This is a genomic window from Pseudomonas sp. SWRI77 (assembly GCF_014269105.1).
GTDB classification, from domain to species: Bacteria; Pseudomonadota; Gammaproteobacteria; order Pseudomonadales; family Pseudomonadaceae; genus Aquipseudomonas; species Aquipseudomonas capeferrum.
Genome location: NZ_JABWRV010000015.1, coordinates 1 through 24,846 on the forward strand (window position 1 = coordinate 1; position 24,846 = coordinate 24,846).

Genomic DNA, 24,846 nt, shown 5'->3' on the forward strand with positions numbered 1-24,846 from the left:
GTTCCTGGTCAGCCTGATCCGCCAGGGCCTCACCGGTAAAGATGCCGACGCCGCCCTGGGCCGCGCGCACATCACCGTCAACAAGAACGCCGTGCCCAACGACCCGCAGTCACCGTTCGTCACCTCGGGCCTGCGCATCGGCACCCCGGCTGTCACCACCCGCGGCTTCAAAGTCGCCCAGTGTGTGGCCCTGGCTGGCTGGATCTGCGACATCCTCGACAACCTCGGTGATGCCGACGTTGAAGCCGATGTGGCGAAGAACGTCGCCGCCCTGTGCGCAGACTTCCCTGTTTACCGCTGAGTGGAGTAAACGACCATGCAACGCTACTCGGGCTTCGGCCTTTTCAAGCACTCCCTCAGCCACCACGAAAACTGGCAGCGCATGTGGCGCACGCCGACCCCTAAAAAGGTCTACGACGTGGTCATCGTCGGCGGTGGCGGCCATGGTCTGGCCACGGCCTACTACCTGGCCAAGGAACACGGCATCACCAACGTCGCGGTGATCGAGAAAGGTTACCTGGGCGGCGGCAACACCGCCCGTAACACCACTATCGTGCGGTCCAACTACCTGTGGGACGAGTCGGCGCAGCTGTACGAGCACGCCATGAAACTGTGGGAAGGCCTGTCCCAGGACATCAACTACAACGTGATGTTCTCTCAGCGCGGCGTCTACAACCTGTGCCACACCCTGCAGGACATTCGTGACTCCGAGCGCCGCGTCAGTGCCAACCGCCTCAACGGTGTCGATGGCGAACTGCTGAACACCGCCCAGGTCGCAGCCGAAATCCCGTACCTGGACTGCTCCAAGAACACCCGCTACCCGATCCTCGGCGCTACCGTTCAGCGCCGTGGTGGCGTCGCCCGTCACGACGCCGTGGCCTGGGGTTACGCCCGTGCCGCCGATGCCCTGGGCGTCGACCTGATCCAGCAGACCGAAGTGATCGGTTTCCGCAAGGAAAACGGCGCGGTCATCGGCGTGGAAACCAACAAAGGCTTCATCGGCGCCAAGCGCGTCGGCGTGGTCACTGCCGGTAACTCCGGGCACATGGCCAAGTTGGCCGGCTTCCGCCTGCCGCTGGAATCGCACCCGCTGCAAGCACTGGTGTCCGAGCCGATCAAACCGATCATCGACAGCGTGATCATGTCCAACGCGGTGCACGGCTACATCAGCCAGTCCGACAAGGGCGACCTGGTGATCGGCGCCGGTATCGACGGCTGGGTCGGCTACGGCCAGCGCGGTTCGTACCCGGTGATCGAGCACACCCTGCAGGCGATCGTCGAGATGTTCCCCAACCTCTCGCGCGTACGCATGAACCGCCAGTGGGGCGGCATCGTCGACACCTCGCCGGACGCCTGCCCGATCATCTCCAAGACCCCGGTCAAGAACATGTTCTTCAACTGCGGCTGGGGCACCGGCGGCTTCAAGGCGACCCCGGGTTCGGGCAACGTCTTTGCCGCAAGCCTGGCCAAAGGCGAGATGCACCCGCTGGCTGCGCCGTTCTCCATGGACCGTTTCTACAACGGCGCACTGATTGACGAACACGGCGCCGCCGCCGTCGCCCACTAACCGGAGACACCGTCATGTTGCATATTTTCTGTCCCCACTGCGGCGAGCTGCGCTCCGAAGAAGAGTTCCACGCCTCCGGCCAGGCGCACATCGCCCGCCCGCTGGACCCTGCCGCCTGCTCCGACGAAGAGTGGGGCACCTACATGTTCTTCCGCGACAACCCGCGCGGTATTCACCATGAACTGTGGGACCACGTTGCCGGCTGCCGTCAGTACTTCAACGTCACCCGTGACACCGTGACCTACGAGATTCTGGAAACCTACAAGATTGGCGAGAAGCCGCAGGTGACCGCCAACGGCAAGCAGAACAGCGCACCGTCGACCGTCAAAGGCCAAGGGGAAAAAGTATGAGCCAGACCTATCGCCTCGCCAGCGGCGGCCGTATCGACCGCAGCAAGGTCCTGAACTTCACCTTCAACGGCAAGACCTACCAGGGTTATGCCGGTGACAGCCTGGCCGCCGCGCTGCTGGCCAACGGCGTCGATATCGTCGGCCGCAGCTTCAAGTACTCGCGCCCGCGCGGCATCATCGCCGCCGGTACCGAAGAGCCGAACGCCATCCTGCAGATCGGCTCCAGCGAAGCCACCCAGATCCCTAACGTGCGTGCCACCCAGCAGGCGCTGTACGCCGGCCTGGTCGCCACCAGCACCAACGGCTGGCCGAACGTCAACAATGACGTCATGGGCATCCTCGGCAAGGTCGGCGGCAGCATGATGCCGCCGGGCTTCTACTACAAAACCTTCATGTACCCGAAATCGTTCTGGATGACTTACGAGAAGTACATCCGCAAGGCGGCAGGCCTTGGCCGTGCACCGCTGCAGAACGACCCGGACAGCTACGACTACATGAACCAGCACTGCGACGTGCTGATCGTCGGTGCCGGCCCTGCTGGCCTGGCTGCCGCCCTGGCCGCTGCCCGCAGCGGTGCGCGGGTGATCCTCGCCGACGAACAGGAAGAGTTCGGTGGCAGCCTGCTCGACAGCCGCGAGACCCTCGACGGCAAGCCTGCCGCCGAGTGGGTGAGCAGCATCGTCAAAGAGCTGGAAAGCCTGCCGGAAGTGACCCTGCTGCCACGCGCCACGGTCAACGGCTACCACGACCACAACTTCCTGACCATCCACGAGCGCCTCACCGACCACCTCGGTGACCGCGCCCCGATCGGCCAGGTGCGTCACCGCGTGCACCGTGTGCGTGCCGGCCGTGTGGTACTGGCCGCTGGCGCACACGAGCGCCCGCTGGTGTACGGCAACAACGACGTGCCGGGCAACATGCTGGCCGGTGCTGTCTCCACCTACGTGCGCCGCTACGGCGTGGCCCCGGGCCGCAAGCTGGTGCTGTCGACCAACAACGACCACGCCTACCGCGCCGCGCTGGACTGGCACGACGCTGGCCTGCAAGTGGTCGCCATCGCCGACGCCCGCCACAACCCGCGCGGTTCGCTGGTCGAGGAAGCACGTGCCAAGGGCATCCGCATCCTCACCTCCAGCGCCGTGGTCGAGGCCAAGGGCAGCAAGCACGTGACCGGCGCCCGCGTGGCCGCCATCGACGTGCAGGCACATAAAGTCACCAGCCCTGGCGAAACCCTTGAGTGCGACCTGATCGCTACCTCCGGCGGCTACAGCCCGATCGTCCACCTGGCTTCGCACCTGGGCGGTCGCCCGGTATGGCGTGAAGACATCCTCGGCTTCGTGCCGGGTGATGCACCGCAGAAACGCGTGTGCGTCGGCGGTATCCACGGCATCTACGCCCTCGGTGACGTGATTGCCGACGGCTTCGAAGGCGGCGTGCGCGCAGCCACCGAAGCCGGCTTCAAGGCCACTGCCGGCACCCTGCCGAAAACCGTGGCACGCAAGGAAGAGGCCACCGTGGCGCTGTTCCAGGTGCCGCACGACAAGGGCACCAAGGGGCCGAAGCAGTTCGTCGACCAGCAGAACGACGTGACCGCCGCCGGTATCGAACTGGCCACCCGTGAAGGCTTCGAGTCGGTCGAGCACGTCAAGCGCTACACCGCGCTGGGCTTCGGTACCGACCAGGGCAAACTGGGCAACATCAACGGCCTGGCCATCGCCGCCCGTTCGATCGGCATCACCATTCCGGAGATGGGCACCACCATGTTCCGCCCGAACTACACGCCGGTGACCTTCGGTGCGGTAGCGGGCCGGCACTGTGGCCACCTGTTCGAGCCCGTGCGCTTCACCGCCCTGCATGGCTGGCACGTGAAGAACGGCGCCGAGTTCGAAGACGTCGGCCAGTGGAAGCGCCCGTGGTACTTCCCCAAAGCCGGTGAAGACATCCACGCCGCCGTGGCCCGCGAGTGCAAGGCTGTGCGCGACAGCGTGGGCCTGCTCGACGCCTCGACCCTGGGCAAGATCGACATCCAGGGCCCGGATGCACGCGAGTTCCTCAACCGCATCTACAGCAACGCCTGGACCAAGCTCGACGTGGGCAAGGCCCGTTACGGCCTGATGTGCAAGGAAGACGGTATGGTCTTCGACGACGGCGTCACCGCCTGCGTTGGCGACAACCACTTCTACATGACCACCACCACCGGCGGCGCCGCCCGTGTGCTGCAGTGGCTGGAGCTGTACCACCAGACCGAATGGCCAGAGATGAAGGTGTACTTCACCTCGGTCACCGACCACTGGGCGACCATGACCCTGTCCGGCCCCAACAGCCGCAAGCTGCTGAGCGCGCTGACCGACGACATCGACCTGGACAAGGACGCCTTCCCGTTCATGACCTGGAAGGAAGGCACTGTTGGCGGCGTACCGGCCCGGGTGTTCCGTATCTCGTTCACCGGTGAGCTGTCGTACGAAGTCAACGTGCAGGCCAACTACGCCATGGGCGTACTGGAAAAGATCATCGAGGCAGGCAAGCAATACAACCTGACCCCGTATGGCACCGAGACCATGCACGTACTGCGTGCCGAGAAGGGCTTCATCATCGTTGGCCAGGACACGGACGGCTCGATGAACCCGGACGACCTCAACATGAGCTGGTGCGTGGGCCGCAACAAGCCGTTCTCGTGGATCGGCCTGCGTGGCATGAACCGCGAGGACTGCCTGCGCGACAACCGCAAGCAACTGGTCGGCCTCAAGCCTGTGGACCCGACCCAGTGGCTGCCGGAAGGTGCTCAGCTGGTGTTCGACCCCAAGCAACCGATCCCGATGGACATGGTCGGCCACGTTACCTCCAGCTACGCAGCCAACTCCCTGGGCTATTCGTTCGCCATGGGTGTGGTCAAGGGCGGCCTCAAGCGCATGGGCGAGCGTGTGTTCTCGCCGCAGGCCGACGGCAGCGTGATCGAGGCGGAGATCGTGTCTTCGGTGTTCTTCGATCCGAAGGGTGAGCGGCAGAACGTCTAAGGCCCACCGGTAGGCCTGAATTGGAATGCAAACCTTGTGGGAGCGGGCTTGCCCCGCGAATGCGCTGGTGGCCTCACCGCCCTCTTCGCGGGACAAGCCCGCTCCCACTGGGCCCCCATTAGCATTCGGGCATTGCATCTGACCTCTGGTCTTACGGACAACAGAATTCAAGGCAGGTAAGAAATGAGCGCTATCAACGTCTTCCAGCAAAACCCCGGCGCCGAAGCCAAGGCCCAGTCGCCGCTGCACCACGCCGACCTGGCCAGCCTGGTTGGCAAGGGCCGCAAGAACGCAGGTGTGACCCTGCGTGAAAAGAAATTCCTCGGCCACCTGACCCTGCGCGGCAATGGCCATGACCCGGCCTTTGCCGCAGGCGTGCACAAGGCCTTGGGCCTGGAGCTGCCGGTGGCCCTGACCGTGGTCGCCAACAACGAGATGTCGCTGCAGTGGATGGGCCCCGACGAGTGGCTGCTGATCGTCCCGGGCGGCCAGGAGTTCGCCGTCGAGCAAAAACTGCGCGCGGCCCTCGAAGGCCTGCACATCCAGGTGGTCAACGTCAGCGGTGGGCAGAGCCTGCTGGAACTGCGCGGCCCGAATGTGCGCGAAGTGCTGATGAAGTCCACCAGCTATGATGTGCACCCGAACAACTTCCCGGTGGGCAAGGCTGTCGGCACCGTATTCGCCAAGTCGCAACTGGTGATCCGCCGCACCGCCGAAGACACCTGGGAACTGGTGATTCGCCGCAGCTTTGCCGATTACTGGTGGCTGTGGCTGCAGGACGCTTCGGCCGAATACGGCCTGAGCATCGAAGCCTAAGGAGAAAGACATGAGTCGGGCACCGGATACCTGGATTCTCACCGCCGACTGCCCGAGCATGCTCGGTACCGTCGACGTGGTGACGCGTTACCTCTTCGAGCAGCGCTGCTACGTGACGGAGCACCACTCCTTCGATGACCGGCAGTCGGGGCGCTTCTTCATTCGCGTCGAATTCCGCCAGCCGGACGATTTTGACGAGGTCGGCTTTCGTGCCGGCCTCGCCGAGCGCAGTGAAGCGTTCGGCATGGCCTTCGAGCTGACCGCGCCCAACCACCGCCCCAAGGTGGTGATCATGGTGTCCAAGGCCGACCACTGCCTGAACGACCTGCTGTATCGCCAGCGCATTGGCCAACTGAGCATGGACGTGGTCGCGGTGGTGTCCAACCACCCCGACCTGGAGCCACTGGCGCACTGGCACAAGATCCCCTATTACCACTTTGCACTCGACCCCAACGACAAGGCTGGGCAAGAGCGCAAGGTGTTGCAGGTGATCGAGGAGTCTGGCGCTGAGCTGGTCATCCTTGCCCGCTACATGCAGGTGCTGTCGCCCGAGCTGTGCCGACGCCTGGATGGCTGGGCGATCAATATTCACCACTCACTGTTGCCAGGGTTCAAGGGCGCCAAGCCTTACCACCAGGCGTACAACAAAGGCGTGAAGATGGTCGGCGCCACGGCGCACTACATCAACAACGACCTCGACGAAGGGCCGATCATTGCCCAGGGCGTCGAAGTAGTGGACCACAGCCATTACCCCGAGGACCTGATTGCCAAGGGACGGGATATCGAATGCCTGACGCTGGCGCGGGCGGTGGGGTATCACATTGAACGGCGGGTGTTCCTGAACGCCAATCGGACAGTGGTGCTCTGACTATTTTGGGGCTGCTTTGCAGCCCTTTCGCGACGCAAGGCCGCTCCTACAGGGGTACGCGATCTCCTGTAGGAGCGGCCTTGCGTCGCGAAAGGGCCGCGAAGCGGCCCCCTGCATTTGGTCTGCCGTAAAAAGGCATCCCCCTGTCGCTTCCAGTCAGTGCCTTGCGCCTCATCAGGCCCACAATTCCCTGCATTCCAGTAACACATGCCGCCCATGGATGGCGGCGCTTCAACCAACGCTGCATAAATAAAAACCAAGCGAGGTAAGAGCATGTCTGGCAATCGTGGAGTGGTATATCTCGGCGCCGGCAAGGTCGAAGTACGCAATATCGACTACCCGAAAATGCAGGACCCGCGTGGCAAGAAGATCGAGCACGGCGTGATCCTCAAGGTGGTCTCCACAAACATCTGCGGCTCCGACCAGCACATGGTCCGCGGCCGCACCACTGCCCAGGTCGGCCTGGTGCTGGGCCACGAAATCACCGGTGAAATCGTCGAGTTGGGCCGTGACGTCGAACGCCTGAAAAAGGGCGACCTGGTGTCGGTACCGTTCAACGTCGCCTGCGGCCGCTGCCGCTCGTGCAAAGAGATGCACACCGGCGTCTGCCTCACCGTCAACCCGGCCCGCGCCGGTGGCGCCTACGGCTATGTCGACATGGGCGACTGGACCGGCGGCCAGGCTGAATACGTGCTGGTGCCGTACGCTGACTTCAACCTGCTGAAACTGCCGGATCGCGACAAGGCCATGGAAAAGATCCGTGACCTGACCTGCCTGTCCGACATTCTGCCGACTGGCTACCACGGTGCTGTGACGGCCGGCGTTGGCCCAGGCAGCACCGTTTATGTTGCCGGTGCCGGCCCGGTCGGCCTGGCTGCTGCTGCCTCGGCCCGCCTGCTGGGCGCTGCCTGCGTCATCGTCGGCGACCTCAACCCATTGCGCCTGGCACACGCCAAGTCGCAGGGCTTCGAAGTGGTCGACCTGTCCAAGGACACCCCGCTGCACGAGCAGATCGTCGATATCCTCGGTGAGCCGGAAGTGGACTGCGCCGTTGACGCCGTCGGCTTCGAGGCACGCGGCCATGGCCACGAAGGTGCCAAGCACGAAGCCCCGGCTACTGTGCTGAACTCGCTGATGCAAGTGACCCGCGTTGCCGGCAACATCGGTATCCCAGGGCTGTACGTGACCGAAGACCCGGGCGCGGTAGATGCCGCCGCCAAGATCGGCGCGCTGAGCATCCGCTTTGGCCTGGGCTGGGCGAAATCGCACAGCTTCCACACCGGCCAGACCCCCACCATGAAGTACAACCGACAGCTGATGCAGGCGATCATGTGGGATCGCATCAATATTGCTGAAGTGGTTGGCGTGCAGGTGATCAGCCTGGATCAGGCGCCGGAAGGGTATGGCGAGTTCGATGCAGGGGTGCCGAAGAAGTTTGTGATTGATCCGCACAAGACGTTTAGTGCGGCGTGAAGGATATAAACGAAGCCCCGTGCCTGGGGCTTCGTTTACCGGCAGGCCAGTTAGAGCTGCGGCCGAATAGGTTTATAGTCTTTTCGGATCTGCACTGAATGGTCGTTCAGATCGTGTAGCTGATCATGGCGTCTTTTTCCAGCCTTGAGCATAAAGGAATTTTGACGCTCCAAAATATTGATTTGAATGTTGAGCTTGCGTTGGTCGATTTTTTCAAACAGCTTGGGCGCGGCTTGAAGGCTTTTGATTTCACTCAGGTTGCTAGCGAATTTTCCATAGTCATCCCCCACAAGAAACAGGTGCGTGCCATTCCGTTGTTTGATTGAATGAAGATGAGTGCGAGTCAATGTGTAGGTGGCAGTTTTAGGTGGTAAACTTAAATTCGCTGTGTTGCCACTTTGGTTGAAAATTTCTTGATTGTTGAGCCATTGTTTTTTTGGCGTTGTGCTGAAAATTTCAATTTTTCTTCTGGATACTGAAGTAATTCCTTGAATTGTGACGTGGCCGGTAGGGTCGGTATAGTTCAAGGGGTCTCCATGGCAGTAGGCGAAAGGGTTCATGCCGCCTTCGTCGAAAGGGCTGAGATTGTCAGGTGCAAGAAAGCGCATGAGCTCGGGGCTGTAGAGCCGATAGCCGTTACCCAGTAGATAGCCTAGGGTTTGGGGCTCGATACGCTCACCATTGAAACCGAGCGAGTGACGACGGGGGAGCAGGGCGGGGGCGTGTCCATAAGCTGAATAGCTATGCGCGGCTTCGTCACTTTCGCTTTGCACCTGTAGAACAGAGCCTTTGTCATCGGTTGCCAGTAACGCGTTACCTGACATTTCACCCGTCTGCTGCTCGGCCAGTGGCATCTCCGCGCTGCGGAAGATGGCGCGATGATGTTTACCCTGCTTCACGGTAACGAGCCTACTGTCTTGGTAGAAGAAGAACGATTTATTCACTGACTTAATCATGGCGTTGGCCTCCTAAAACCCAAGATCAGCGAGTTGCCAATTGTTTTTAGATCTTGGCTTTTCGTAGCTCTTCGGCGCGATAGTATAGGTCTGGGTCTGTTTTGCCTTCGCGATGGTTGAAAAGGTTCATCGGGCTACCGTTGCGTGCTGATTGGATTTTCATTTGATTTATGTGTTGATCGTTGTTTTTTTTGTATTCGAGATATCTGACTCTAATGGCCATTTGGTCGGTAGATTCTGTGGGTGCTTGGCCATACTTCTTTAGATTTTTGAGCTTTTTCTTGACGTATTTTGCATCGGTGCTTATTTGGTTTTGTAGTTTATTGATTGCTGTCAGGTTTTCTATGGTCGTTGGTTCCTCGGTCAGTTGAATAACCGCTGACCTGTCAAGCATGAGCTTCTCGCGGCGGTCGGATACTTGTTGTTTTCGTTTATCAATTCGACTGCTTCTTGTGCTTATCCAAGTGGATGGCTTAAATAACGAGAAGTGACGTAACGAGAAGTGACCTGTTGGGTCTGATTGGTTGACGGGATCTCCCAGGCAATAGCAGTAGCTATTCAAGCCGCCCTCTTGAAAAGGACTTAGATTGTCTGGCGAATAAAATCGCATCAGGGCTGGGCTGTAAGATCGGTAACCGTTGCCGAGCAGATAGTGTCCCTCGTCTGTCCGGTACTGGCCGTTAAATCTTAATAAGGAGAATAAGGAGAGCATTCTGGTTTTGGCAGCATCATGCCCATAAGCCGCATAGGCCAGTGCTGCAGTTTCTACTTCGCTAATCATACCTAGTACTGAGCCGCTTTTGTCTGTAAACACTCGGGTCGCGCTTGCTTTCAAGTCGGTGTGAAGCTCCGCAAGTGGCACGTCGTCGTAAGCAAAGATGGCACGCTTCTGCGCTCCCTGACTGACGGTGATGAGCTTTCCGTTCTGGTAGAAGAACTGTGTAGCGTTCGCCTGGTTTTTCATGAAGCGCTCCTGTTATCAGTCACCGCTGATGGGCCTATAACAGGATATTGGTCAGGAATGGAGTGGTCGGCTACTGGCAAAAATGATAGGTATGCGGAAATTGCCTACGTGGCTATGGGCGATTTCCTGCTTACTCTACGAATCAGCAGGAAATACCCTACGCAGTCTGTCGAATCGCGTCTGATTGCCCCTGTGAACCCCGGTCCGTAGGCTCGTTGGGTCGCTGAACGGTTCAGCGATGGGGGTGTGGAAACCCTGGTAGTCATCGATCGACATGCCGTTATGGCGGCTGTGCGCGGGAGGCCGTTTGGCCTACCGGGTTGCTCGATGACCGGTTTTCCACCCCGCGTTCAGCTGCCTCCATTCGTGTGGAAACGAGGTTGGTGGCTTTCCCATCACCATCGAGTTGAATCATGAAAAAAATCGTCCCCGATCCACCCCGCCTCAAACTGTTCAACACCCTCTATTCCTCCATCCACCCCGACCTGCTCCCGCTCGACGCCTTGTTTGTCGCCAGCGAGATGCTGCTGGGCATCTCGGAAACCGTCGACGAGTACCGCCGCATCCATACCGGTGAGCCGGGCCTGCACATGCTGGCCAATGCAATCCATTCCGCCGATACCGCCCACGCGTTGATCGAGCACGCGCTGGCGCGTATGTGAAGGAGGGCGTAGTGCGATGAGCGACGATAGACAAGCAAACGTTACGGTTGGCGCCAAGACCTTCTGCGAGGCTGGTGAACAGCCCAGCCATCTGTTCCGGGTGATGCCTGGTGTGCCGTTCGAGCATGCCTATGAGCAGGTTTCGGTACTGCTGGGGTACATCAAGCACCTGGTGCGCGAAGGGGATATGGAGGATGACCATAAGCTGCTCGGTGCTGCGGATTACCTGAGTGCGTTTGCCAAGGCGATCATGGATGACATCGAGCTTGCTCGGAACAGAAGGCACTGACTGGGCCAGTCTGTTAGCGGGGGCCGCTGTGCGGCCCTTCGCGGGGCAAGCCCGCTCCCACAGGATCCCGATCTGCGGCCTGGAACAAACCTTCAATCTTTCAGTCGAATGCCTCGTTTCCCAGGCCATCCCGGCCTACGAGGTCCCTCCCGATGAAAGCTCTCACCCTGGCAACCCTGATGACCCTGGCCGCAAGCCCGGTGTTCGCCTTCAACCTCAGCGATGCCGCCAATGCCGTGTCGGCCATGCAGAACCAGAACCAACAGGGCCAGGTGCAGGCGCCCGAGGCGCAGGCCAATTTGCTCAACACTTTGGGCAGCGAACTGAACATCACCCCGGAGCAGGCCGTGGGCGGGGCAGGGGCGATGCTGGGGTTGGCGCGCAACAACCTGAGTTCTGACGATTACGGCCAACTGACCAAAGCCGTGCCCGGGCTGGACCTGCTGTCGGGTGCCAATGCGCTGGGCGGGTTGAGCGGGCTGGGTGAACTGCTGGGCAAGAACAGCGAAAGCCAGTCGGCGTTGAGCAATGCGCTGGGCAATAACGTGGAAAACCGCAGCGACCTGGACAGTGCGTTCAAGGCGCTGGGGATGGATACCGGGATGATCGGGCAGTTTGCGCCGTTGATTCTGCAGTATCTGGGGCAGCAGGGGATTGCCGGGTCGTTGCTGCAGAACCTGGGTAGCCTTTGGACTACCCCGGCGCCCTTGACCCAGCCATCGGTCTGAAGGACAGGCGCGGCCTGTAGGAGCGGCCTTGCGTCGCGAAAGGGCTGCGTAGCGGCCCCATCGATATTAGCGGCGACGCTGAAATCCGGGGGCCGCTGCGCAGCCCTTTCGCGACGCAAGGCCGCTCCTACAAGAGCACGCTCAGCTTAGGTCAGGTGGCTTCGGTGAAATCCACCAAGCGCACCGGGCGGCGGAAGCCAGCCGTCAGCACCGCCAGATACGCCAGCCCCAACGCAAACCAGCACAGCCCAATCACCAACGTCAGCGCCGACAGGCTGGTCCACAGCCACAATGTCAGGCTCAACCCCACCAGCGGCACCGCGCCATAGCACAGCAAGCCTTTAAGGTTACGCTGCGCGCTGTCGTTCATCAGGTGCGTCTTCACCACTGCCAGGTTAACCGCCGAAAACGCCACCAGCGCGCCAAAGCTGATCAACGAGGCGAGGGTGGCCAGGTCGATCACCAGCGCCAGCAACGAGAACGCCGACACCAGCAGGATGGCGAACACCGGCGTGCCGAAGCGTGGCGACAGATACCCGAAGGTGCGCTGTGGCAGCACTTTGTCACGCCCCATGGTGAACAGGATGCGCGACACCGCCGCCTGCGAGGCCAGCGCCGAACCCAGGCTGCCGGCAACGAACGCAGCCGTGAAGAAGTTGGCCAGGAACTGCCCGCCCGCTTTGAACATCACCTCGTTGGCCGCCGCATCGGCATTGACGAAGGTGCTGCCCGGGAACACCAGTTGGCTGACGTAGGCCAGTACGGTGAACAGCACGCCGGCACACAGCGTGGTCAGGATGATTGCCCGTGGCACGTCGCGGCGGGCGTCGCGGCATTCTTCGGCCAGGGTCGAGACAGCATCGAAACCGAGGAACGACAGGCACAGTACTGCAGCACCGGCCATCAGCGGGCCAAAACCAGGCTGGGTGCCGTCACCCATCAGCGGTGACAGCAAGTCCACCGGCTGGCCGGCCAGGGTCTGGCAAGACAGCGCCACGAACACCCCGATGAACACGATCTGCGCGCCGACGATGAGGTTGCTGGCCTTGGCCACCGAGTGGATACCGATCACGTTGAGTACGGTCACCAGTGCGATCGAGGCAAGGATGAGGGACCAGGCTGGGATGGCGGGGAAGGCGATGTTGAGGAACAGGCCGATGAGCAGGTAGTTGATCATCGGTATGAACAGGTAATCGAGAAGCAGCGACCAGCCGGCGAGAAAGCCCACGTTTGGGCCAAACGCCATGTTGCTGTAGGAGTACGCCGAACCCGCGACCGGGAAACGCTTGACCATGAAGCTGTAGGACGTGGCGGTGAATGACATGGCCAGCAACGTGACCAGGTAAGCGCCAGCGGTGCGGCCACCGGTGAGCTCGGTGACGATGCCGTAGGTGGTGAAGATGGTCAGCGGGACCATGTAGACAAGGCCGAAAAACACCAGGGCGGGCAGGCCGAGGACACGGCGGAGCTGGGCGGGGGCGGAGCTAGGTTGGTTGGCCATTGATCGATCCAGGCATTTTTTGTAATTGTGCTTTGATCGATTTTTATCCACTTATGGGGATGATGACAAAGAAGTAATCCTTATGCTGATTATTAGTCAGGCTTTTAATCGAGTTTATCTGGGGGGGGCGTCTTCGCGGGGCAAGCCCGCTCCCACAGGCCCACCACTATCCGTGGGAGCGGGCTTGCCCCGCGAAGAGGCCGGCCCAGGCTTACTACTTAGCCAATTCCCCACGCAACTGCTCGATCCGCTGATCCTTCTCCAGCCACAGCTGATTCACCCACGCCTGCACGGACTGCCGGAAGGCCGGGTCATTTTCATAATCCCCATCCCACAATGCCGGGTCCAGCTCACGCACTTGGATGTCGATAATCACCCGGCTAATGCTGCCATTGAGCAAGTCCCAGAAGCCGGGCGCCTTGTGGCCGGGGTAAACGATGGTCACGTCCAGCAGCGCGTCCAGCTGCTCGCCCAGCGCTGCCAGCACAAAAGCCACGCCCCCGGCCTTGGGCTTTAGCAGGTGACGGTAAGGCGATTGCTGCTCTTGGCGCTTGGCCTCGGTGAAGCGTGTGCCTTCGAGGTAGTTGACCACGGTCACCGGCTGGCGCTTGAACAGCTCGCAGGCGGCTTTGGTGATTTCCAGGTCCTTGCCCTTGAGCTCGGGGTGCTTGTCCAGAAACGCCTTGCTGTAGCGCTTCATGAATGGGTAATCCAGCCCCCACCAGGCCAGGCCCAGCAGCGGTACCCAGATCAGCTCCTTCTTGAGGAAGAACTTGAAGAACGGCGTGCGGCGGTTGAGGCTTTCGATCAGCGCGGGGATGTCGACCCAGCTCTGGTGGTTACTCACGGCCAGGTACGAGGTGTCCTTGCGCAGGCGCTCGACGCCGCGGATGTCCCACTGGGTGGGGATGCACAGGGCAAAGATCGCTTTGTCGATCTCCGACCAGGTTTCGGCCACCCACATCACTGCAGCGGATGCGTAGTCGCGGCCACGGCCCGGCAGCACCAGCTTGAGCAGGGCAAACACCAGCAGCGGGCAGATCAACACCACGGTGTTGAGCAGCAACAGAAGGGTTGTGAGAATGCCGGTCAGCAGGCGACGCATAAAGAAACTCTTGTTGTGAGATAAACGCGGTCGGCAATGATAAGCAGCGATGCGCCCCACGCCAAATTTCCAGTGCCCGTCGGCGGGGACAAATGTTTCACATTGTGTTGATTACCCTGTAACGACGAACCTATTCAACGTGTGCAGTCTAAGCACTGTCTGCAATCAAGGAAGCGTAACCCGTGAAATCACTGCTTGCCCTGTTGTCGCTGTTTGCCTTGCCGGTCATGGCCGCTGAGCCGACGATTTATGGCCGTTACGAAAACATTGCCCTGCCGGAAATCGGCGAAACGCTGAAGGCCAAGATGGACACTGGCGCCTTCACTGCATCGCTGTCGGCCAAGGACATCGAGCTGTTCACCCGCGATGGCGATGAGTGGGTGCGCTTCCGCCTGGCGACCAAGGAGTCCGACGGCAAGGTCTACGAGCACAAGGTCTCGCGCATCAGCAAGATCAAGGGCCGTGCCGACGAAGAGGAAGAAGGCGATGCGCCGGAAATCTCCAAGCGTCCGGTGGTGGACCTGGAGTTGTGCCTGGGTGATGAGAAGCGCACCGTTGAGGTGAACCTGGTAGACCGCAGCAGCTTCAACTACCCGCTGTTGATCGGGTCAAAGGCGTTGCGTGAGTTCAAGGCGGCGGTCAACCCGGCCAAGAAGTTTACCGCGGGCAAGCCGGACTGCTGACCTGGAACCTGACTGGCCCATTGTAGGAGCGGCCTTGCGTCGCGATAGGGCTGCGTAGCGGCCCCGGCGATTTATGCCACTACAGAAAACCTGGGGCCGCTACGCACCCCTATCGCGACGCAAGGCCGCTCCTACACAATAGTGCGTCGCCATCGACATTTGCACAGGCCGCGCACCATGCCCCATATCCTCATCGTCGAAGACGAAGCCGCCATCGCCGACACGCTGGTCTACGCCCTGCAGGCCGATGGCCACAGCACCGAATGGGTGACCCTGGGCAGCGCGGCCCTCGATAAGCAACGCCAGCGCCCGGCCGACCTGATCATCCTCGACATCGGCCTGCCCGATATCAGTGGCTTCGAAACCTGCCGCCAGCTACGCCGCTTCAGCGAAGTGCCGGTGATGTTCCTCAGTGCCCGCGACGGTGAAATCGACCGGGTGGTGGGCCTGGAGATCGGTGCCGACGATTATGTCGTCAAACCCTTCAGCCCGCGCGAGGTGGCCGCGCGCGTGCGGGCGATCCTCAAGCGCATGGCGCCAAGGGCTGAGCCTGCTGCTGCGGCAACGCTGTTCCAGCTCGACACCCTGCGCATGCAGATCAGCTACCGCAACCAGCCGCTGGCCCTGACCCGCCATGAGTTCCGCCTACTGCAATGCCTGCTGGAGCAGCCCCAGCGGGTATTCAGCCGCGAGCAATTGCTCGATGCCTTGGGGGTGGCCTCCGACGTGGGCTACGAGCGCACCATCGACAGCCATATCAAGAGCCTGCGTGCCAAGTTGCGCCTGGTGGCCAGCGCGGCAGAGCCGATCCAGACCCACCGCGGCCTAGGCTACAGCTACAGCCCGGATCACGCCTGATGCGCCTGGGCATCCGGATCTTCCTGGTGTATTTCCTGTTCGTTGGGCTGGCAGGCTACTTTCTGCTCAACACAGTGCGCGAGCAGATCCGCCCGGTGGTGCGCCAATCGTCCGAGGAAACCCTGGTAGACACCGCCAACCTGCTGGCGGAGATCCTGCACGATGACGTCAAGGCCGGCACCCTCGGCCAGAGCCGCCTGCCCGAAGTGCTCAAGGCCTATGGGTCGCGTAGCCCGGGCGCGCAGATCTGGGGGTTGGCGAAGAACCAGGTCAGCCACCGCATCTACGTGACTGACGCCAAAGGCATCGTCCTGCTCGACTCCAGCGGTGAAGGCCTGGGCAAGGACTATTCGAAGTGGAACGATGTCTACCTCACCCTGCGCGGCGAATACGGTGCCCGCTCCACGCGCAGCGTCGCTGATGACGAAAGCACCTCGGTGATGCACGTGGCCGCGCCGATCATCGATGACGGCCGGATCATCGGCGTGGTGACCGTGGCCAAGCCCAACAGCTCGCTGCAACCCTACATCGACCGCTCCGAGCAGCGCTTGCTGACGTTGGGCCTGGGCTTGATCGGCCTGGGCTTGTTGATCGGTGCCGCGCTGTCGTGGTGGCTGGCGCGCTCGCTGCGCAGGCTGGCCCGCTACGCCCAGGCCGTCAGCGAAGGCGAACGCGCGGCGCTGCCGCACTACAAGGGCGGTGAGCTGGCGCACCTGGCCAATGCGGTGGAGCGCATGCGTACGCAACTGGAAGGCAAAGCGTACGTCGAGCGCTACGTGCATACCCTGACCCACGAACTGAAAAGCCCGCTGGCGGCCATTCGCGGTGCTTCCGAGTTGCTGCAGGGCGAGATGCCGGCCGAACAGCGGGCGCGCTTTGTGGGCAACATCGAACGGGAGAGCGAGCGCTTGCAACAGATGATCGAGCGCCTGCTCAACCTGGCGCGGGTCGAGCAGATGCAGGCGCTGGAAGACGAACAGCAGGTGGCGCTGGCATCGCTGGTCGACGAACTGCTGCTGGCCCATGCGGCACGTATCGAAGGGGCTGGCTTGCAGGTGCGACAGCGGGTGCCGGTAGGGCTGCGGTTGTTGTGTGATCCGTTTCTGATGCGCCAGGCGCTGGCCAACCTGCTCGATAACGCGCTGGACTTTACCCCGGTGGGCGGGGCGCTGCTGTTCGAGCTGGAGCGCGAGGGCGGGCGCGTGGCATTGAGCCTGTTCAACCAGGGGCAGGCTATCCCGGCGTATGCCATCGGGCGGGTCAGCGAGCGGTTCTACTCACTGCCACGGCCGGGCAGCGGGCGCAAGAGTACCGGGCTGGGGCTGAATTTTGTGGCTGAGGTGATGCAGTTGCATGGCGGCACGTTGGCGGTGGATAACGTTGACGGCGGGGTGCGGGTGCGGTTGTGGCTGCCGGTGCGGCGTATCAGCTGAGGTTGCTGGGGCTACGCGCAAAAACACGCAATCTCCATAGAGTCTCCCCAAAGCCTCCATGCAAGGCGCAGACACTGCGCCCACTGCCATAGGAGGCCCCATGAACAAGACCTTGAGTTTCAAGCTCGGCATGATTGCCCTGCTGATGTTGCTGTTGCTGATCCCCCTGCTGCTGATCAACGGCCTTATCGACGAGCGCCAGAGCCTGCGTGACAGTGTGGTGCGGGACATCGCCCAGAGCGCCAGTTTCGACCAGCAGCTCAGCGGCCCGCTGCTGGTGGTGCCCTATCGCAAGTACCAACGGCGCTGGATCGACAAGGACGGCGAGCGTACCCAGGAGACCAGCACCGTCGCCGGCCATCTGTACTTCCTCCCGGAAACCTTCGACGCCGACCTGGGCGTGGAGACCGAGCTGCGCGCACGCGGTATCTACCAGGCGCGGCTGTTTCACGCCAAGGGCCGTATCAGTGGCCGCTTCAAACTGCCCGAGCGCTGGGGCATCGACAAGGACTTCGACGACTACCGGTTCGACAAGCCCTTCCTGGTGGTGGGCATCAGCGATATCCGCGGCATCGAGAACGGCCTGGAGCTGACCTTCGACGAACGCAAATTGCCGTTCGAAGCCGGCACCGGGCTCAGCTGGATGCGCGCGGGCGTGCATGCCAGTCTGCCAGGGCTGGGTGGCCTGCAGGCGCGCGAGTTCAGCTATGGCTTCGACCTGGCGTTGCAGGGCACTGGCCAGCTGCAGGTATTGCCGGTGGGCCGCACCAGCAGTGTCGACCTGCGCGCCAACTGGCCGCACCCAAGCTTCATCGGCAGCTACCTGCCCAGCCGTCGCGACATCGATGCCCAGGGCTTCAGTGCCCATTGGCAGACGTCGTTCTTCGCCACCAACCTCGAAGACGCCCTGCGCCAGTGCGCCAGCGGGGGGGAGTGCACGGACTTCAGCGAGCGGACCTTCGGCGTGAGCTTCGTCGACCCAGTGGACCAGTACCTGAAGAGCGAGCGGGCGATCAAATATGCGTTGTTGTTCATCGCGCTGACCTTTGCCGGCTTCTTCCTGTTCGAGGTGTTGAAAAACCTCAGCGTGCACCCGGTGCAGTACATCCTGGTGGGCGTGGCGCTGGCGTTCTTCTACCTGCTGTTGCTGTCGTTGTCCGAGCACATTGGCTTCGGCCCGGCGTATGGGCTGTCGGCTTTGGCCTGTGTGTTGCTGATTGGCTTCTACCTGAGCCACGTGTTGCACAGCCTCGGCCGTGGGGTGGGGTTTGCAGCAGGGTTGGCAGCGCTGTACGCGATGCTTTATGGGCTGCTCAGCGCCGAGGACTATGCGCTGCTGATGGGCTCGCTACTGTGCTTTGGCTTGCTGGGCGTGTTCATGGTGCTGACCCGGCGGCTGGACTGGGCACGGGTGGGGAGGGCGGCATGAGGGAGGATAGAGAAATCGGGCGTTGGTTGGCCCGCAGGATCGGGCAGTTGTTTCCTGTGATACCCAAGTAAGGCTTGGGGCTGCTTTGCAGCCCATTCGCGGGGCAAGCCCGCGAATGGGCCTGTCAGGCTGTCGGTGCTGTGGCGACCATCGAAGGCCGCTTGGCCACCTCGGCATACCAGGCCGCCAACCTAGGCTGGTGCTCACGCCAGCCAAAATCAGGCTGGCGCAAATCCAGGTATCCCAGTGCGCACGCCACACCGATTGCCGCCAGATCAAAGCCCGAGATCAGCTCCGCCAGGTGCTCCTGCTCCAGGTTGGCCAGGCTGCGGCGGATCTTCTCGCCCTGCGCTTCAAGCCAGCCGTCCCAGCGCTTGCCTTCAGGCCGCAGGAAGCTCTCATAGCGCGACGACACCGCCGCATCCATGATCGCATCGGCCTGCGACACCAGCGTCATGCGCCGCCAGCGCGCCGAGCCTTCACGCGGCAGCAACGGCAGGCCGACATGCTGCAGGTCCAGGTACTCGCAGATCACCCGGCTGTCGTGCAGCACCGTGCCGTCGTCCAGGCGCAGGGCCGGGATCTTGCCGATCGGGTTGCCCAGGTTGAGCTGCGCGTCGCCGCTCACCGGGCTGATGTTCACCGGTTGCAGGGTGACGCGGTCAAGCTGGCCAGTCTCGTGCAGCACTACCATGACCTTGCGCACGAAGGGCGATAGTGGCGAGTGGAACAGCGTCATCGTGGCCATGGTTCAGTTGCCTTGCAGGCTGGGCGGCAGGCACACGCCGGTACCGCCGATGCCGCAGTAGCCGCCCGGGTTCTTGGCCAGGTACTGCTGGTGGTAGGCCTCGGCGAAGTACACGGTTGGCGCTTGGTCGATCTCGGTGGTGATCTCGCCGAAACCGGCCTTGTTCAGCTCGGCCTGGAAGGCGTTGCGGCTGGCCTTGGCTTCGTCGAGCTGCTGCGGCGAGGTGCAGTAGATGGCCGAGCGGTACTGGGTGCCGACATCGTTGCCCTGACGCATGCCCTGTGTCGGGTTGTGCAGTTCCCAGAACATCGCCAGCAACTCGCGGTAGCTGAGCTTGTTCTTGTCGAACACCACCAGCACCACTTCGGTGTGGCCGGTCAGGCCCGAGCAGACCTCTTCGTAGGTGGGGTTGGGGGTGAAGCCGCCGGCATAGCCGACCACGGTGCTGACCACGCCTTCACGCTGCCAGAAGCGGCGCTCGGCGCCCCAGAAGCAGCCCAGGCCGAAGATGGCGAAGTCGATGTCACCTTCGAAGAACGGACCGAGCAGGGGCGTGCCCTCGAACACATAGTGGAACTCGGGCAGGGACATTGGGGTTTCGCGGCCAGGCAGCGCCTGCTCCGCAGTTGGCATGACGTTTTTGTTCACCAGGATTTCCGAACGCAGGACCATGGCCGTTCCTCTTTTTTTTTCAGATATCTGTTTGTCAGATAGATAAGTGTGGGCCGCGAAAGGGCCCGAATGGACTCTATAGTGCACGAGGTTGACGCTGCTGTCAGGCCACCGGGCCGCGCGGATAGCGCTTGAGTTTCTCGGCCAGCTCACGCCCCGGAATCGGCCGATCGAACAGATAGCCCTGGCCCACATCGCAGCGGTGCCGGCGCAGAAACGCCAATTGCGCCGGGGTCTCGATGCCCTCGGCCACCACCTTGAGCTTGAGGTTATGGGCCATGGCCACCACCGCCGAGGTGATCTCCATGTCGTCCTGGTTGTCGGGGATTTCGTTGATGAAGCTGCGGTCGATCTTGATGATGTCGATCGGAAACTTCTTCAGGTAGCTCAACGACGAATAGCCCGTGCCGAAGTCGTCCATGGCCAAGGTCAGGCCCAGGGCCTTGAGCTCGTCGAGCTGGCGGTGGGTGTCTTCGGTCGCTTCCAGCAGCAGGCCTTCGGTCAGCTCCAGCTCCAGCAGGTGCGGGGGCAGGGCCTCCTCCTTGATGATCGAGCTGATCGACGCTACCAGGTCAGGGTCGGAAAACTGCTTGGGCGACAGGTTGATGGCCACGTGCAGGTTGCCCATGCCGGCCTCGCGCAGCTGTTGGCTCATGCGGCACGCCTGGCGCACCACCCACTTGCCGATGGGGATGATCAGGCCGGTTTCCTCGGCCACGCTGATGAACTGGTCCGGGCGGATCATGCCGCGCTCGGGGTGGTTCCAGCGCAGCAGTGCCTCCAGCCCCAGCAGGCGGCCGCTGCGCAGGCACAGCTTGGGCTGGTAGAACACCTCCAGCTCGTTCTGGGTCAGGGCGCGGCGCAGGTTGTTCTCGACGAACAGCTTGTAACTGGCCTCGGCATTGAGCACTTCGGTAAACACCTGCACCTGGTGCTTGCCGTTGGCTTTGGCCTTGTGCAGGGCCAGGCCTGCGTTTTTCATCAGGCTCGCCGGGTCGATGCCATGCAGCGGCGCGCAGGCCAGGCCCACCGAGGCGGTGACGTTGATCAGCTGGTTGTCGACGAACATCGGTTTGTCGAGGGTGCGCAGCAATTGCTGGGCGACGCCCTGGCCATCTTCCAGGTGGGTGTCGTCGAGCAGCACGGCAAACTCGTTGCTGGCAAAGCGCGCCAGGATGCCGCCGGCGCTGAGGCTGTTGCGCAACCGGCGGGCGAGGCTGACCAGCAGCTTGTCACCGGTCTGGTGGCCGAGGCTGTCGTTGATGCGCTTGAAGTTGTCGATGTCCACCAGCAGCAGGCACATGGAATGCTCGTCGTTGCGGGCAAAGCGCTCGTCGAGGCTGCGGATGAAGGCCGGGCGGTTGCCCAGGTTGGTCAGGTTGTCGGTGTAGGCCAGGCGTTCGATGCGTTGCTGGGCCAGCTTGGTCTGGGTGACATCTTCGTAGATGCCGATGTAGTGGGTCAGCTCGCGGTTGTCACCATACACCTTGGAAATCGACAGCTGGCCCCAGTAGGGCTCGAGGTTTTTACGCCGGCTCTTGAATTCGCCCTGCCAACTGTTGCCCATGGCCAGGCTCGACGGCGAATCGAACAGCAGCTCGCTGAGGTTTTCCAGGGCGGGCAGTTCGGCCAGTTGGCGGCCCTGGACTTCGTCGGTGCTGTATTGGGTGATCGCGGTGAAGCTTGGGTTGACGTACTCCACCACGCCATCGCGGTTGACCAGCAAAAAGGCGCTGGCGCTTTGCTCTACGGCGCGCTGGAACAGGTGCAGGGCACTGGCTGCCGTGCGCCGGTTGTGGTTGGTGATGACCTGGGCGAACTGGTCGGCCAGCTCACCGGCAAAGGCGATTTCGTCAGACTGCCAGGCCCGCGGCTGGCCGCTCTGCTCCAGGCACAACACGCCGATGACCTGGCCATCGACGCGCACGCTGGCATCGAGCATGGCTTTGTTGTCGGGGCGCAGGCTTTGCGTCAGGGCGCGGGTGCGCGGGTCGTGGCTAGCGTTGTGGGCGTCGATGGCGCGGCTGGCGTGCAGGGCGTCGAGGTAGTCGGGAAAGCGGCTGGCATCGATGGCTTCGGGCAGGCGGTGTTGCTGCTCGTGGCGATACCAGGCGCTGATCGGCTCCAGGCGCTGGTCTTCCAGGTGCCAGATGCTGGCGCTGTCGACCTTGTAGATTTCGCAGGCGCTCTGGGTGATCAGCTCGGCAGCTTCGAGCAGCGAGTTCCCGGCACTGTAGCGCTGGCGGGCCAGGCGCAGGATGAGGTCTTGCTGGCCACGCACCCGCTCCAGGTGTTCAAGCTGTTCTTGCTGGGCGCGCTGGTTGAGTTGCAGGGCCAGCTGCAGGCGGGTGTTGCGTGACTCCAGCTCGCTGGGGTCTGCGTCGTTGGCGTCGTCGGGCGGGTCGTCGAGCACGCTCAGGTAGCCGCGCAACAGTTGGCGATTGTGCTGCCTGTAGGCCTCGCCGGCTTCCACCAGGCGCAGCGATGCACCAGGGCCATGCAAGGTGTAGCGCACCCGGTAATAGCCGCGACGGGCCAGTTGCGACTGGATTTCATCGTGCAACCTGTAGCGGGCCTCGGGTTCCATCAGGCTGGCATAGGGCGCATCGACGAGGGCACAGAGTTCGCCGGCCTGCAGGCCGAACTGGCGCTCGCAGGCAGGGTCGAGGTAGAGCATTGCCCAGGTGGCTTCGTTGAGCCTTTCGAAACGCAGCATGCCGAGCCGCGAGGGCACGGGTAGCTGCGTGACGACCTCGGCCGCCACACGGCTGGCGGCATCGGGTTGGCTTTTCATCGAAGACTCGCTTGAAGAGGGTGACACGGCCTGGGGGGCGGCGTATCTGGCAAGGTTGCATCATGTCCCGAGGGCTGGCAAGCGGCCATGCGTGATGCTGTGTACGGGTTATCGGCTGTTTGGCCGGAAATGTTAGTTCGCCTTGAGAATTTTGGCGTCTGGGAGATCGAGCGCCACACCCTATCGGCGGACAAAAAAAAGCCCCGCCAAATGACGGGGTTGAGGTACGAGCGTGGCAGCTCGAAAAGGGTACTGCCCCTCTTGCGAGGGGCAGCTTGCCGCCTTACAGCAGCAGGGTGCGGATATCCGCCAGCACGTCGCCCAGGCGCTTGGTGAAGCGCGCGGCGGCAGCGCCGTTGATCACACGGTGATCGTAGGACAGCGACAGCGGCAGCATCAGCTTCGGCTGGAAGGCTTTGCCATCCCACACCGGCTGCATGGTTGCCTTGGACACACCGAGGATCGCCACCTCTGGCGCATTGACGATCGGCGTGAAGCCGGTGCCGCCAATGTGGCCGAGGCTGGAGATGGTGAAGCAGGCGCCTTGCATGTCGTCGGCCGACAGCTTTTTGGTGCGCGCCTTCTCGGCCAGTGCAGCGGCTTCGGCAGCCAGTTGCAGCAGGTTTTTCTGGTCGACGTTCTTGATCACAGGGACCAGCAGGCCGTCCGGGGTGTCCACGGCAAAGCCGATGTTCACGTATTTCTTGCGGATGATGGCCTTGCCGCTTGGTGCCAGCGAGCTGTTGAAGTCCGGCAGTTCCTTGAGCAGGAAGGCGCAGGCCTTGAGCAGCAGTGGCAGCACGGTCAGCTTGACGCCAGCCTTCTCGGCCACGGCCTTCTGCGCAACGCGGAAGGCTTCCAGCTCGGTGATGTCGGCAGAGTCGAACTGGGTGACGTGCGGCACGTTCAGCCAGCTGCGGTGCAGGTTGGCGGCACCGACCTGCATCAGGCGGGTCAGGGCCACTTCTTCCACTTCGCCGAACTTGCTGAAGTCCACGGCAGGGATCGGCGGGATGCCAGCGCCGCCAGTCGCGCCGGCAGCTGCCGGTGCTTCTTTGGCCTTCTGCATCATCGCCTTGACGTAAACCTGCACGTCTTCTTTCAGGATACGGCCGTGCGGGCCGGTCGCGGCAACCGCGCCCAGCTCGACACCGAACTCACGGGCCAGCTGGCGAACAGCGGGGCCTGCGTGAACCTTGGCGTTGTTGCCGGCAGCCGGTGCGGTAGCGACCGGTGCAGGGGCAGCAGCGGGGGCAGCGGCAGCCGGTGCGGCGGCCGCAGCCGCCTCAGCCTTGGCCGGTGCAGCAGCGGCAGGCGCTGGCGCAGCAGCCGGGGCGGCGCCCGCGACTTCCAGTTTGATGATCAGGTCACCGGTGCCGACTTCGTCGTCCAGCTTGGCGATCACTTCCTTGACCACGCCAGCGGCGGGCGAAGGGATTTCCATGGAGGCCTTGTCGGACTCCAGGGTAATCAGCGACTGGTCGGCTTCGACGGTGTCGCCGACCTTGACCAGCACTTCGATGATCTTGGCCTTGCCCGACGAGCCGATGTCCGGCACGTGGATGTCCTGCACGCTGGCAGCAGCAGGGGCTGCAGCCGGCGCAGGGGCCGCTTCGGCAGCCGGCTTTTCAGCGGCAGCCGGCGCAGCGGCAGGGGCAGGTGCGGCGGCTGGGGCCTCGGACGCAGCAGCGCCCTCGGCTTCCAGAACCAGCAACTCGTCGCCCTCTTTCAGGCGATCGCCCAGCTTGACCTTCAGCTCTTTGACGATGCCGGCCTTGGGGGCCGGGATCTCCATGGAGGCCTTGTCGGACTCCAGGGTCAGCAGGCTCTGGTCAGCCTCGATACGGTCACCGACCTTGACGAACAGCTCGATGATTTCACCTTCACCGCTGCCGATGTCAGGTACGCGAATGAGTTCGCTCACTTAAAAATACTC

Annotated in this window: 21 protein-coding genes and 1 pseudogene; 14 read left to right on the forward strand and 8 right to left on the reverse strand. The window is 62.3% G+C overall.

Going from position 1 to position 24,846, the window contains the following annotated elements:
* The 7 genes and pseudogenes from glyA to fdhA form a co-directional block, all read left to right on the forward strand.
* A pseudogene (gene glyA / locus HU766_RS15560) lies at positions 1–301 on the forward strand (serine hydroxymethyltransferase); the annotation flags it as partial.
* Between the two features lie 15 nt (positions 302–316).
* Positions 317–1,567 (forward strand): sarcosine oxidase subunit beta family protein, encoded by a 1,251-nt coding sequence (locus HU766_RS15565; RefSeq protein WP_008089646.1) that lies wholly within the window; start codon positions 317–319, stop codon positions 1,565–1,567.
* A 14-nt stretch (positions 1,568–1,581) separates the two neighbouring features.
* The gene (locus HU766_RS15570; RefSeq protein ID WP_027594307.1) at positions 1,582–1,917 is read left to right on the forward strand and encodes a sarcosine oxidase subunit delta; all 336 of its coding nucleotides are present in this window, start codon (positions 1,582–1,584) and stop codon (positions 1,915–1,917) included.
* A complete protein-coding gene (locus HU766_RS15575) occupies positions 1,914–4,931 on the forward strand; it encodes a sarcosine oxidase subunit alpha (protein WP_033703143.1) in 3,018 nt (1,005 codons plus the stop codon). The genes HU766_RS15570 and HU766_RS15575 overlap by 4 nt, the downstream gene beginning before the upstream one ends.
* A 183-nt stretch (positions 4,932–5,114) precedes the next feature.
* Complete coding sequence (gene soxG, locus HU766_RS15580; RefSeq protein ID WP_186658521.1) at positions 5,115–5,747, forward strand: sarcosine oxidase subunit gamma family protein; 633 nt, start codon at positions 5,115–5,117, stop codon at positions 5,745–5,747.
* Positions 5,748–5,757: 10 nt separating this feature from the next.
* On the forward strand, positions 5,758–6,615 hold the full coding sequence (gene purU, locus HU766_RS15585) for a formyltetrahydrofolate deformylase (protein WP_186658525.1): 858 nt from the start codon (positions 5,758–5,760) through the stop codon (positions 6,613–6,615).
* A gap of 273 nt (positions 6,616–6,888) precedes the next feature.
* Positions 6,889–8,088: a formaldehyde dehydrogenase, glutathione-independent gene (gene fdhA, locus HU766_RS15590; protein WP_033703138.1), complete on the forward strand. Its 1,200-nt coding sequence runs from the start codon at positions 6,889–6,891 to the stop codon at positions 8,086–8,088.
* A gap of 50 nt (positions 8,089–8,138) precedes the next feature.
* Here fdhA and HU766_RS15595 read toward each other — a convergent pair whose 3' ends face one another.
* Together HU766_RS15595 and HU766_RS15600 are read right to left on the reverse strand one after the other, a co-directional pair.
* Positions 8,139–9,044 carry an RHS repeat-associated core domain-containing protein gene (locus tag HU766_RS15595; RefSeq protein ID WP_186658528.1) on the reverse strand — a complete coding sequence of 302 codons (906 nt, stop codon included), beginning with the start codon at positions 9,042–9,044 and terminating at the stop codon, positions 8,139–8,141.
* Positions 9,045–9,090: 46 nt separating this feature from the next.
* Complete coding sequence (locus HU766_RS15600) at positions 9,091–10,008, reverse strand: RHS repeat-associated core domain-containing protein (protein ID WP_186658531.1); 918 nt, start codon at positions 10,006–10,008, stop codon at positions 9,091–9,093.
* A 413-nt stretch (positions 10,009–10,421) separates the two neighbouring features.
* Here HU766_RS15600 and HU766_RS15605 point away from each other — a divergent pair, with 413 nt between their 5' ends.
* The 3 genes from HU766_RS15605 (at position 10,422) to HU766_RS15615 (ending at position 11,687) form a co-directional block, all read left to right on the forward strand.
* Positions 10,422–10,670 (forward strand): hypothetical protein, encoded by a 249-nt coding sequence (locus HU766_RS15605; protein WP_186658536.1) that lies wholly within the window; start codon positions 10,422–10,424, stop codon positions 10,668–10,670.
* 16 nt (positions 10,671–10,686) lie between these two features.
* The gene (locus HU766_RS15610; RefSeq protein ID WP_033703134.1) at positions 10,687–10,959 is read left to right on the forward strand and encodes a DUF3077 domain-containing protein; all 273 of its coding nucleotides are present in this window, start codon (positions 10,687–10,689) and stop codon (positions 10,957–10,959) included.
* 152 nt (positions 10,960–11,111) lie between these two features.
* Positions 11,112–11,687, forward strand: coding sequence for a DUF2780 domain-containing protein (locus HU766_RS15615; protein WP_186658539.1), 576 nt, complete (start codon positions 11,112–11,114; stop codon positions 11,685–11,687).
* Positions 11,688–11,838: 151 nt separating this feature from the next.
* On the opposite strand, the gene HU766_RS15620 is transcribed toward HU766_RS15615, so the two are convergent.
* Positions 11,839–13,188 (reverse strand): APC family permease, encoded by a 1,350-nt coding sequence (locus HU766_RS15620; protein ID WP_186658542.1) that lies wholly within the window; start codon positions 13,186–13,188, stop codon positions 11,839–11,841.
* A 214-nt stretch (positions 13,189–13,402) separates the two neighbouring features.
* Positions 13,403–14,293, reverse strand: a complete 891-nt coding sequence (locus HU766_RS15625) for an acyltransferase (RefSeq protein ID WP_186658545.1) — start codon at positions 14,291–14,293, stop codon at positions 13,403–13,405.
* Positions 14,294–14,475: 182 nt separating this feature from the next.
* Between HU766_RS15625 and HU766_RS15630 the strand changes: the two genes are divergently transcribed.
* From HU766_RS15630 to creD, 4 genes are all read left to right on the forward strand, one after another.
* Positions 14,476–14,976 carry an ATP-dependent zinc protease gene (locus HU766_RS15630; RefSeq protein WP_095065441.1) on the forward strand — a complete coding sequence of 167 codons (501 nt, stop codon included), beginning with the start codon at positions 14,476–14,478 and terminating at the stop codon, positions 14,974–14,976.
* A gap of 177 nt (positions 14,977–15,153) precedes the next feature.
* Entirely contained in the window at positions 15,154–15,834 is a 681-nt protein-coding gene (gene creB, locus HU766_RS15635) for a two-component system response regulator CreB (RefSeq protein WP_033703127.1), read from the forward strand.
* Positions 15,834–17,267: a two-component system sensor histidine kinase CreC gene (gene creC / locus HU766_RS15640; RefSeq protein ID WP_186658548.1), complete on the forward strand. Its 1,434-nt coding sequence runs from the start codon at positions 15,834–15,836 to the stop codon at positions 17,265–17,267. Before creB ends, creC begins: the two co-directional genes overlap by 1 nt.
* Before the next feature lie 100 nt (positions 17,268–17,367).
* Positions 17,368–18,696, forward strand: a complete 1,329-nt coding sequence (gene creD, locus HU766_RS15645; RefSeq protein ID WP_186658551.1) for a cell envelope integrity protein CreD — start codon at positions 17,368–17,370, stop codon at positions 18,694–18,696.
* 124 nt (positions 18,697–18,820) lie between these two features.
* Here the strand turns inward: creD and HU766_RS15650 are convergent, their stop codons facing one another.
* From HU766_RS15650 to aceF, 4 genes are all read right to left on the reverse strand, one after another.
* Entirely contained in the window at positions 18,821–19,444 is a 624-nt protein-coding gene (locus HU766_RS15650) for a glutathione S-transferase (protein WP_186658555.1), read from the reverse strand.
* Between the two features lie 3 nt (positions 19,445–19,447).
* Positions 19,448–20,116 (reverse strand): peptide-methionine (S)-S-oxide reductase MsrA, encoded by a 669-nt coding sequence (gene msrA / locus HU766_RS15655; protein WP_033703123.1) that lies wholly within the window; start codon positions 20,114–20,116, stop codon positions 19,448–19,450.
* 103 nt (positions 20,117–20,219) lie between these two features.
* Complete coding sequence (locus HU766_RS15660; protein WP_033703122.1) at positions 20,220–22,910, reverse strand: EAL domain-containing protein; 2,691 nt, start codon at positions 22,908–22,910, stop codon at positions 20,220–20,222.
* Positions 22,911–23,193: 283 nt separating this feature from the next.
* Complete coding sequence (gene aceF / locus HU766_RS15665) at positions 23,194–24,834, reverse strand: dihydrolipoyllysine-residue acetyltransferase (RefSeq protein ID WP_047583686.1); 1,641 nt, start codon at positions 24,832–24,834, stop codon at positions 23,194–23,196.
* Positions 24,835–24,846 lie beyond the last annotated feature (12 nt).

Bases quoted from the DNA above. Each gene is read 5' to 3' on its own strand.
- HU766_RS15565 (WP_008089646.1), top strand. From the start codon at position 317: ATGCAACGCTACTCGGGCTTCGGCCTTTTCAAGCACTCCCTCAGCCAC.
- HU766_RS15570 (WP_027594307.1), top strand. From the start codon at position 1,582: ATGTTGCATATTTTCTGTCCCCACTGCGGCGAGCTGCGCTCCGAAGAA.
- HU766_RS15575 (WP_033703143.1), top strand. From the start codon at position 1,914: ATGAGCCAGACCTATCGCCTCGCCAGCGGCGGCCGTATCGACCGCAGC.
- soxG (WP_186658521.1), top strand. From the start codon at position 5,115: ATGAGCGCTATCAACGTCTTCCAGCAAAACCCCGGCGCCGAAGCCAAG.
- purU (WP_186658525.1), top strand. From the start codon at position 5,758: ATGAGTCGGGCACCGGATACCTGGATTCTCACCGCCGACTGCCCGAGC.
- fdhA (WP_033703138.1), top strand. From the start codon at position 6,889: ATGTCTGGCAATCGTGGAGTGGTATATCTCGGCGCCGGCAAGGTCGAA.
- HU766_RS15595 (WP_186658528.1), bottom strand. From the start codon at position 9,044: ATGATTAAGTCAGTGAATAAATCGTTCTTCTTCTACCAAGACAGTAGG.
- HU766_RS15600 (WP_186658531.1), bottom strand. From the start codon at position 10,008: ATGAAAAACCAGGCGAACGCTACACAGTTCTTCTACCAGAACGGAAAG.
- HU766_RS15605 (WP_186658536.1), top strand. From the start codon at position 10,422: ATGAAAAAAATCGTCCCCGATCCACCCCGCCTCAAACTGTTCAACACC.
- HU766_RS15610 (WP_033703134.1), top strand. From the start codon at position 10,687: ATGAGCGACGATAGACAAGCAAACGTTACGGTTGGCGCCAAGACCTTC.
- HU766_RS15615 (WP_186658539.1), top strand. From the start codon at position 11,112: ATGAAAGCTCTCACCCTGGCAACCCTGATGACCCTGGCCGCAAGCCCG.
- HU766_RS15620 (WP_186658542.1), bottom strand. From the start codon at position 13,188: ATGGCCAACCAACCTAGCTCCGCCCCCGCCCAGCTCCGCCGTGTCCTC.
- HU766_RS15625 (WP_186658545.1), bottom strand. From the start codon at position 14,293: ATGCGTCGCCTGCTGACCGGCATTCTCACAACCCTTCTGTTGCTGCTC.
- creB (WP_033703127.1), top strand. From the start codon at position 15,154: ATGCCCCATATCCTCATCGTCGAAGACGAAGCCGCCATCGCCGACACG.
- creC (WP_186658548.1), top strand. From the start codon at position 15,834: ATGCGCCTGGGCATCCGGATCTTCCTGGTGTATTTCCTGTTCGTTGGG.
- creD (WP_186658551.1), top strand. From the start codon at position 17,368: ATGAACAAGACCTTGAGTTTCAAGCTCGGCATGATTGCCCTGCTGATG.
- HU766_RS15650 (WP_186658555.1), bottom strand. From the start codon at position 19,444: ATGGCCACGATGACGCTGTTCCACTCGCCACTATCGCCCTTCGTGCGC.
- msrA (WP_033703123.1), bottom strand. From the start codon at position 20,116: ATGGTCCTGCGTTCGGAAATCCTGGTGAACAAAAACGTCATGCCAACT.
- HU766_RS15660 (WP_033703122.1), bottom strand. From the start codon at position 22,910: ATGAAAAGCCAACCCGATGCCGCCAGCCGTGTGGCGGCCGAGGTCGTC.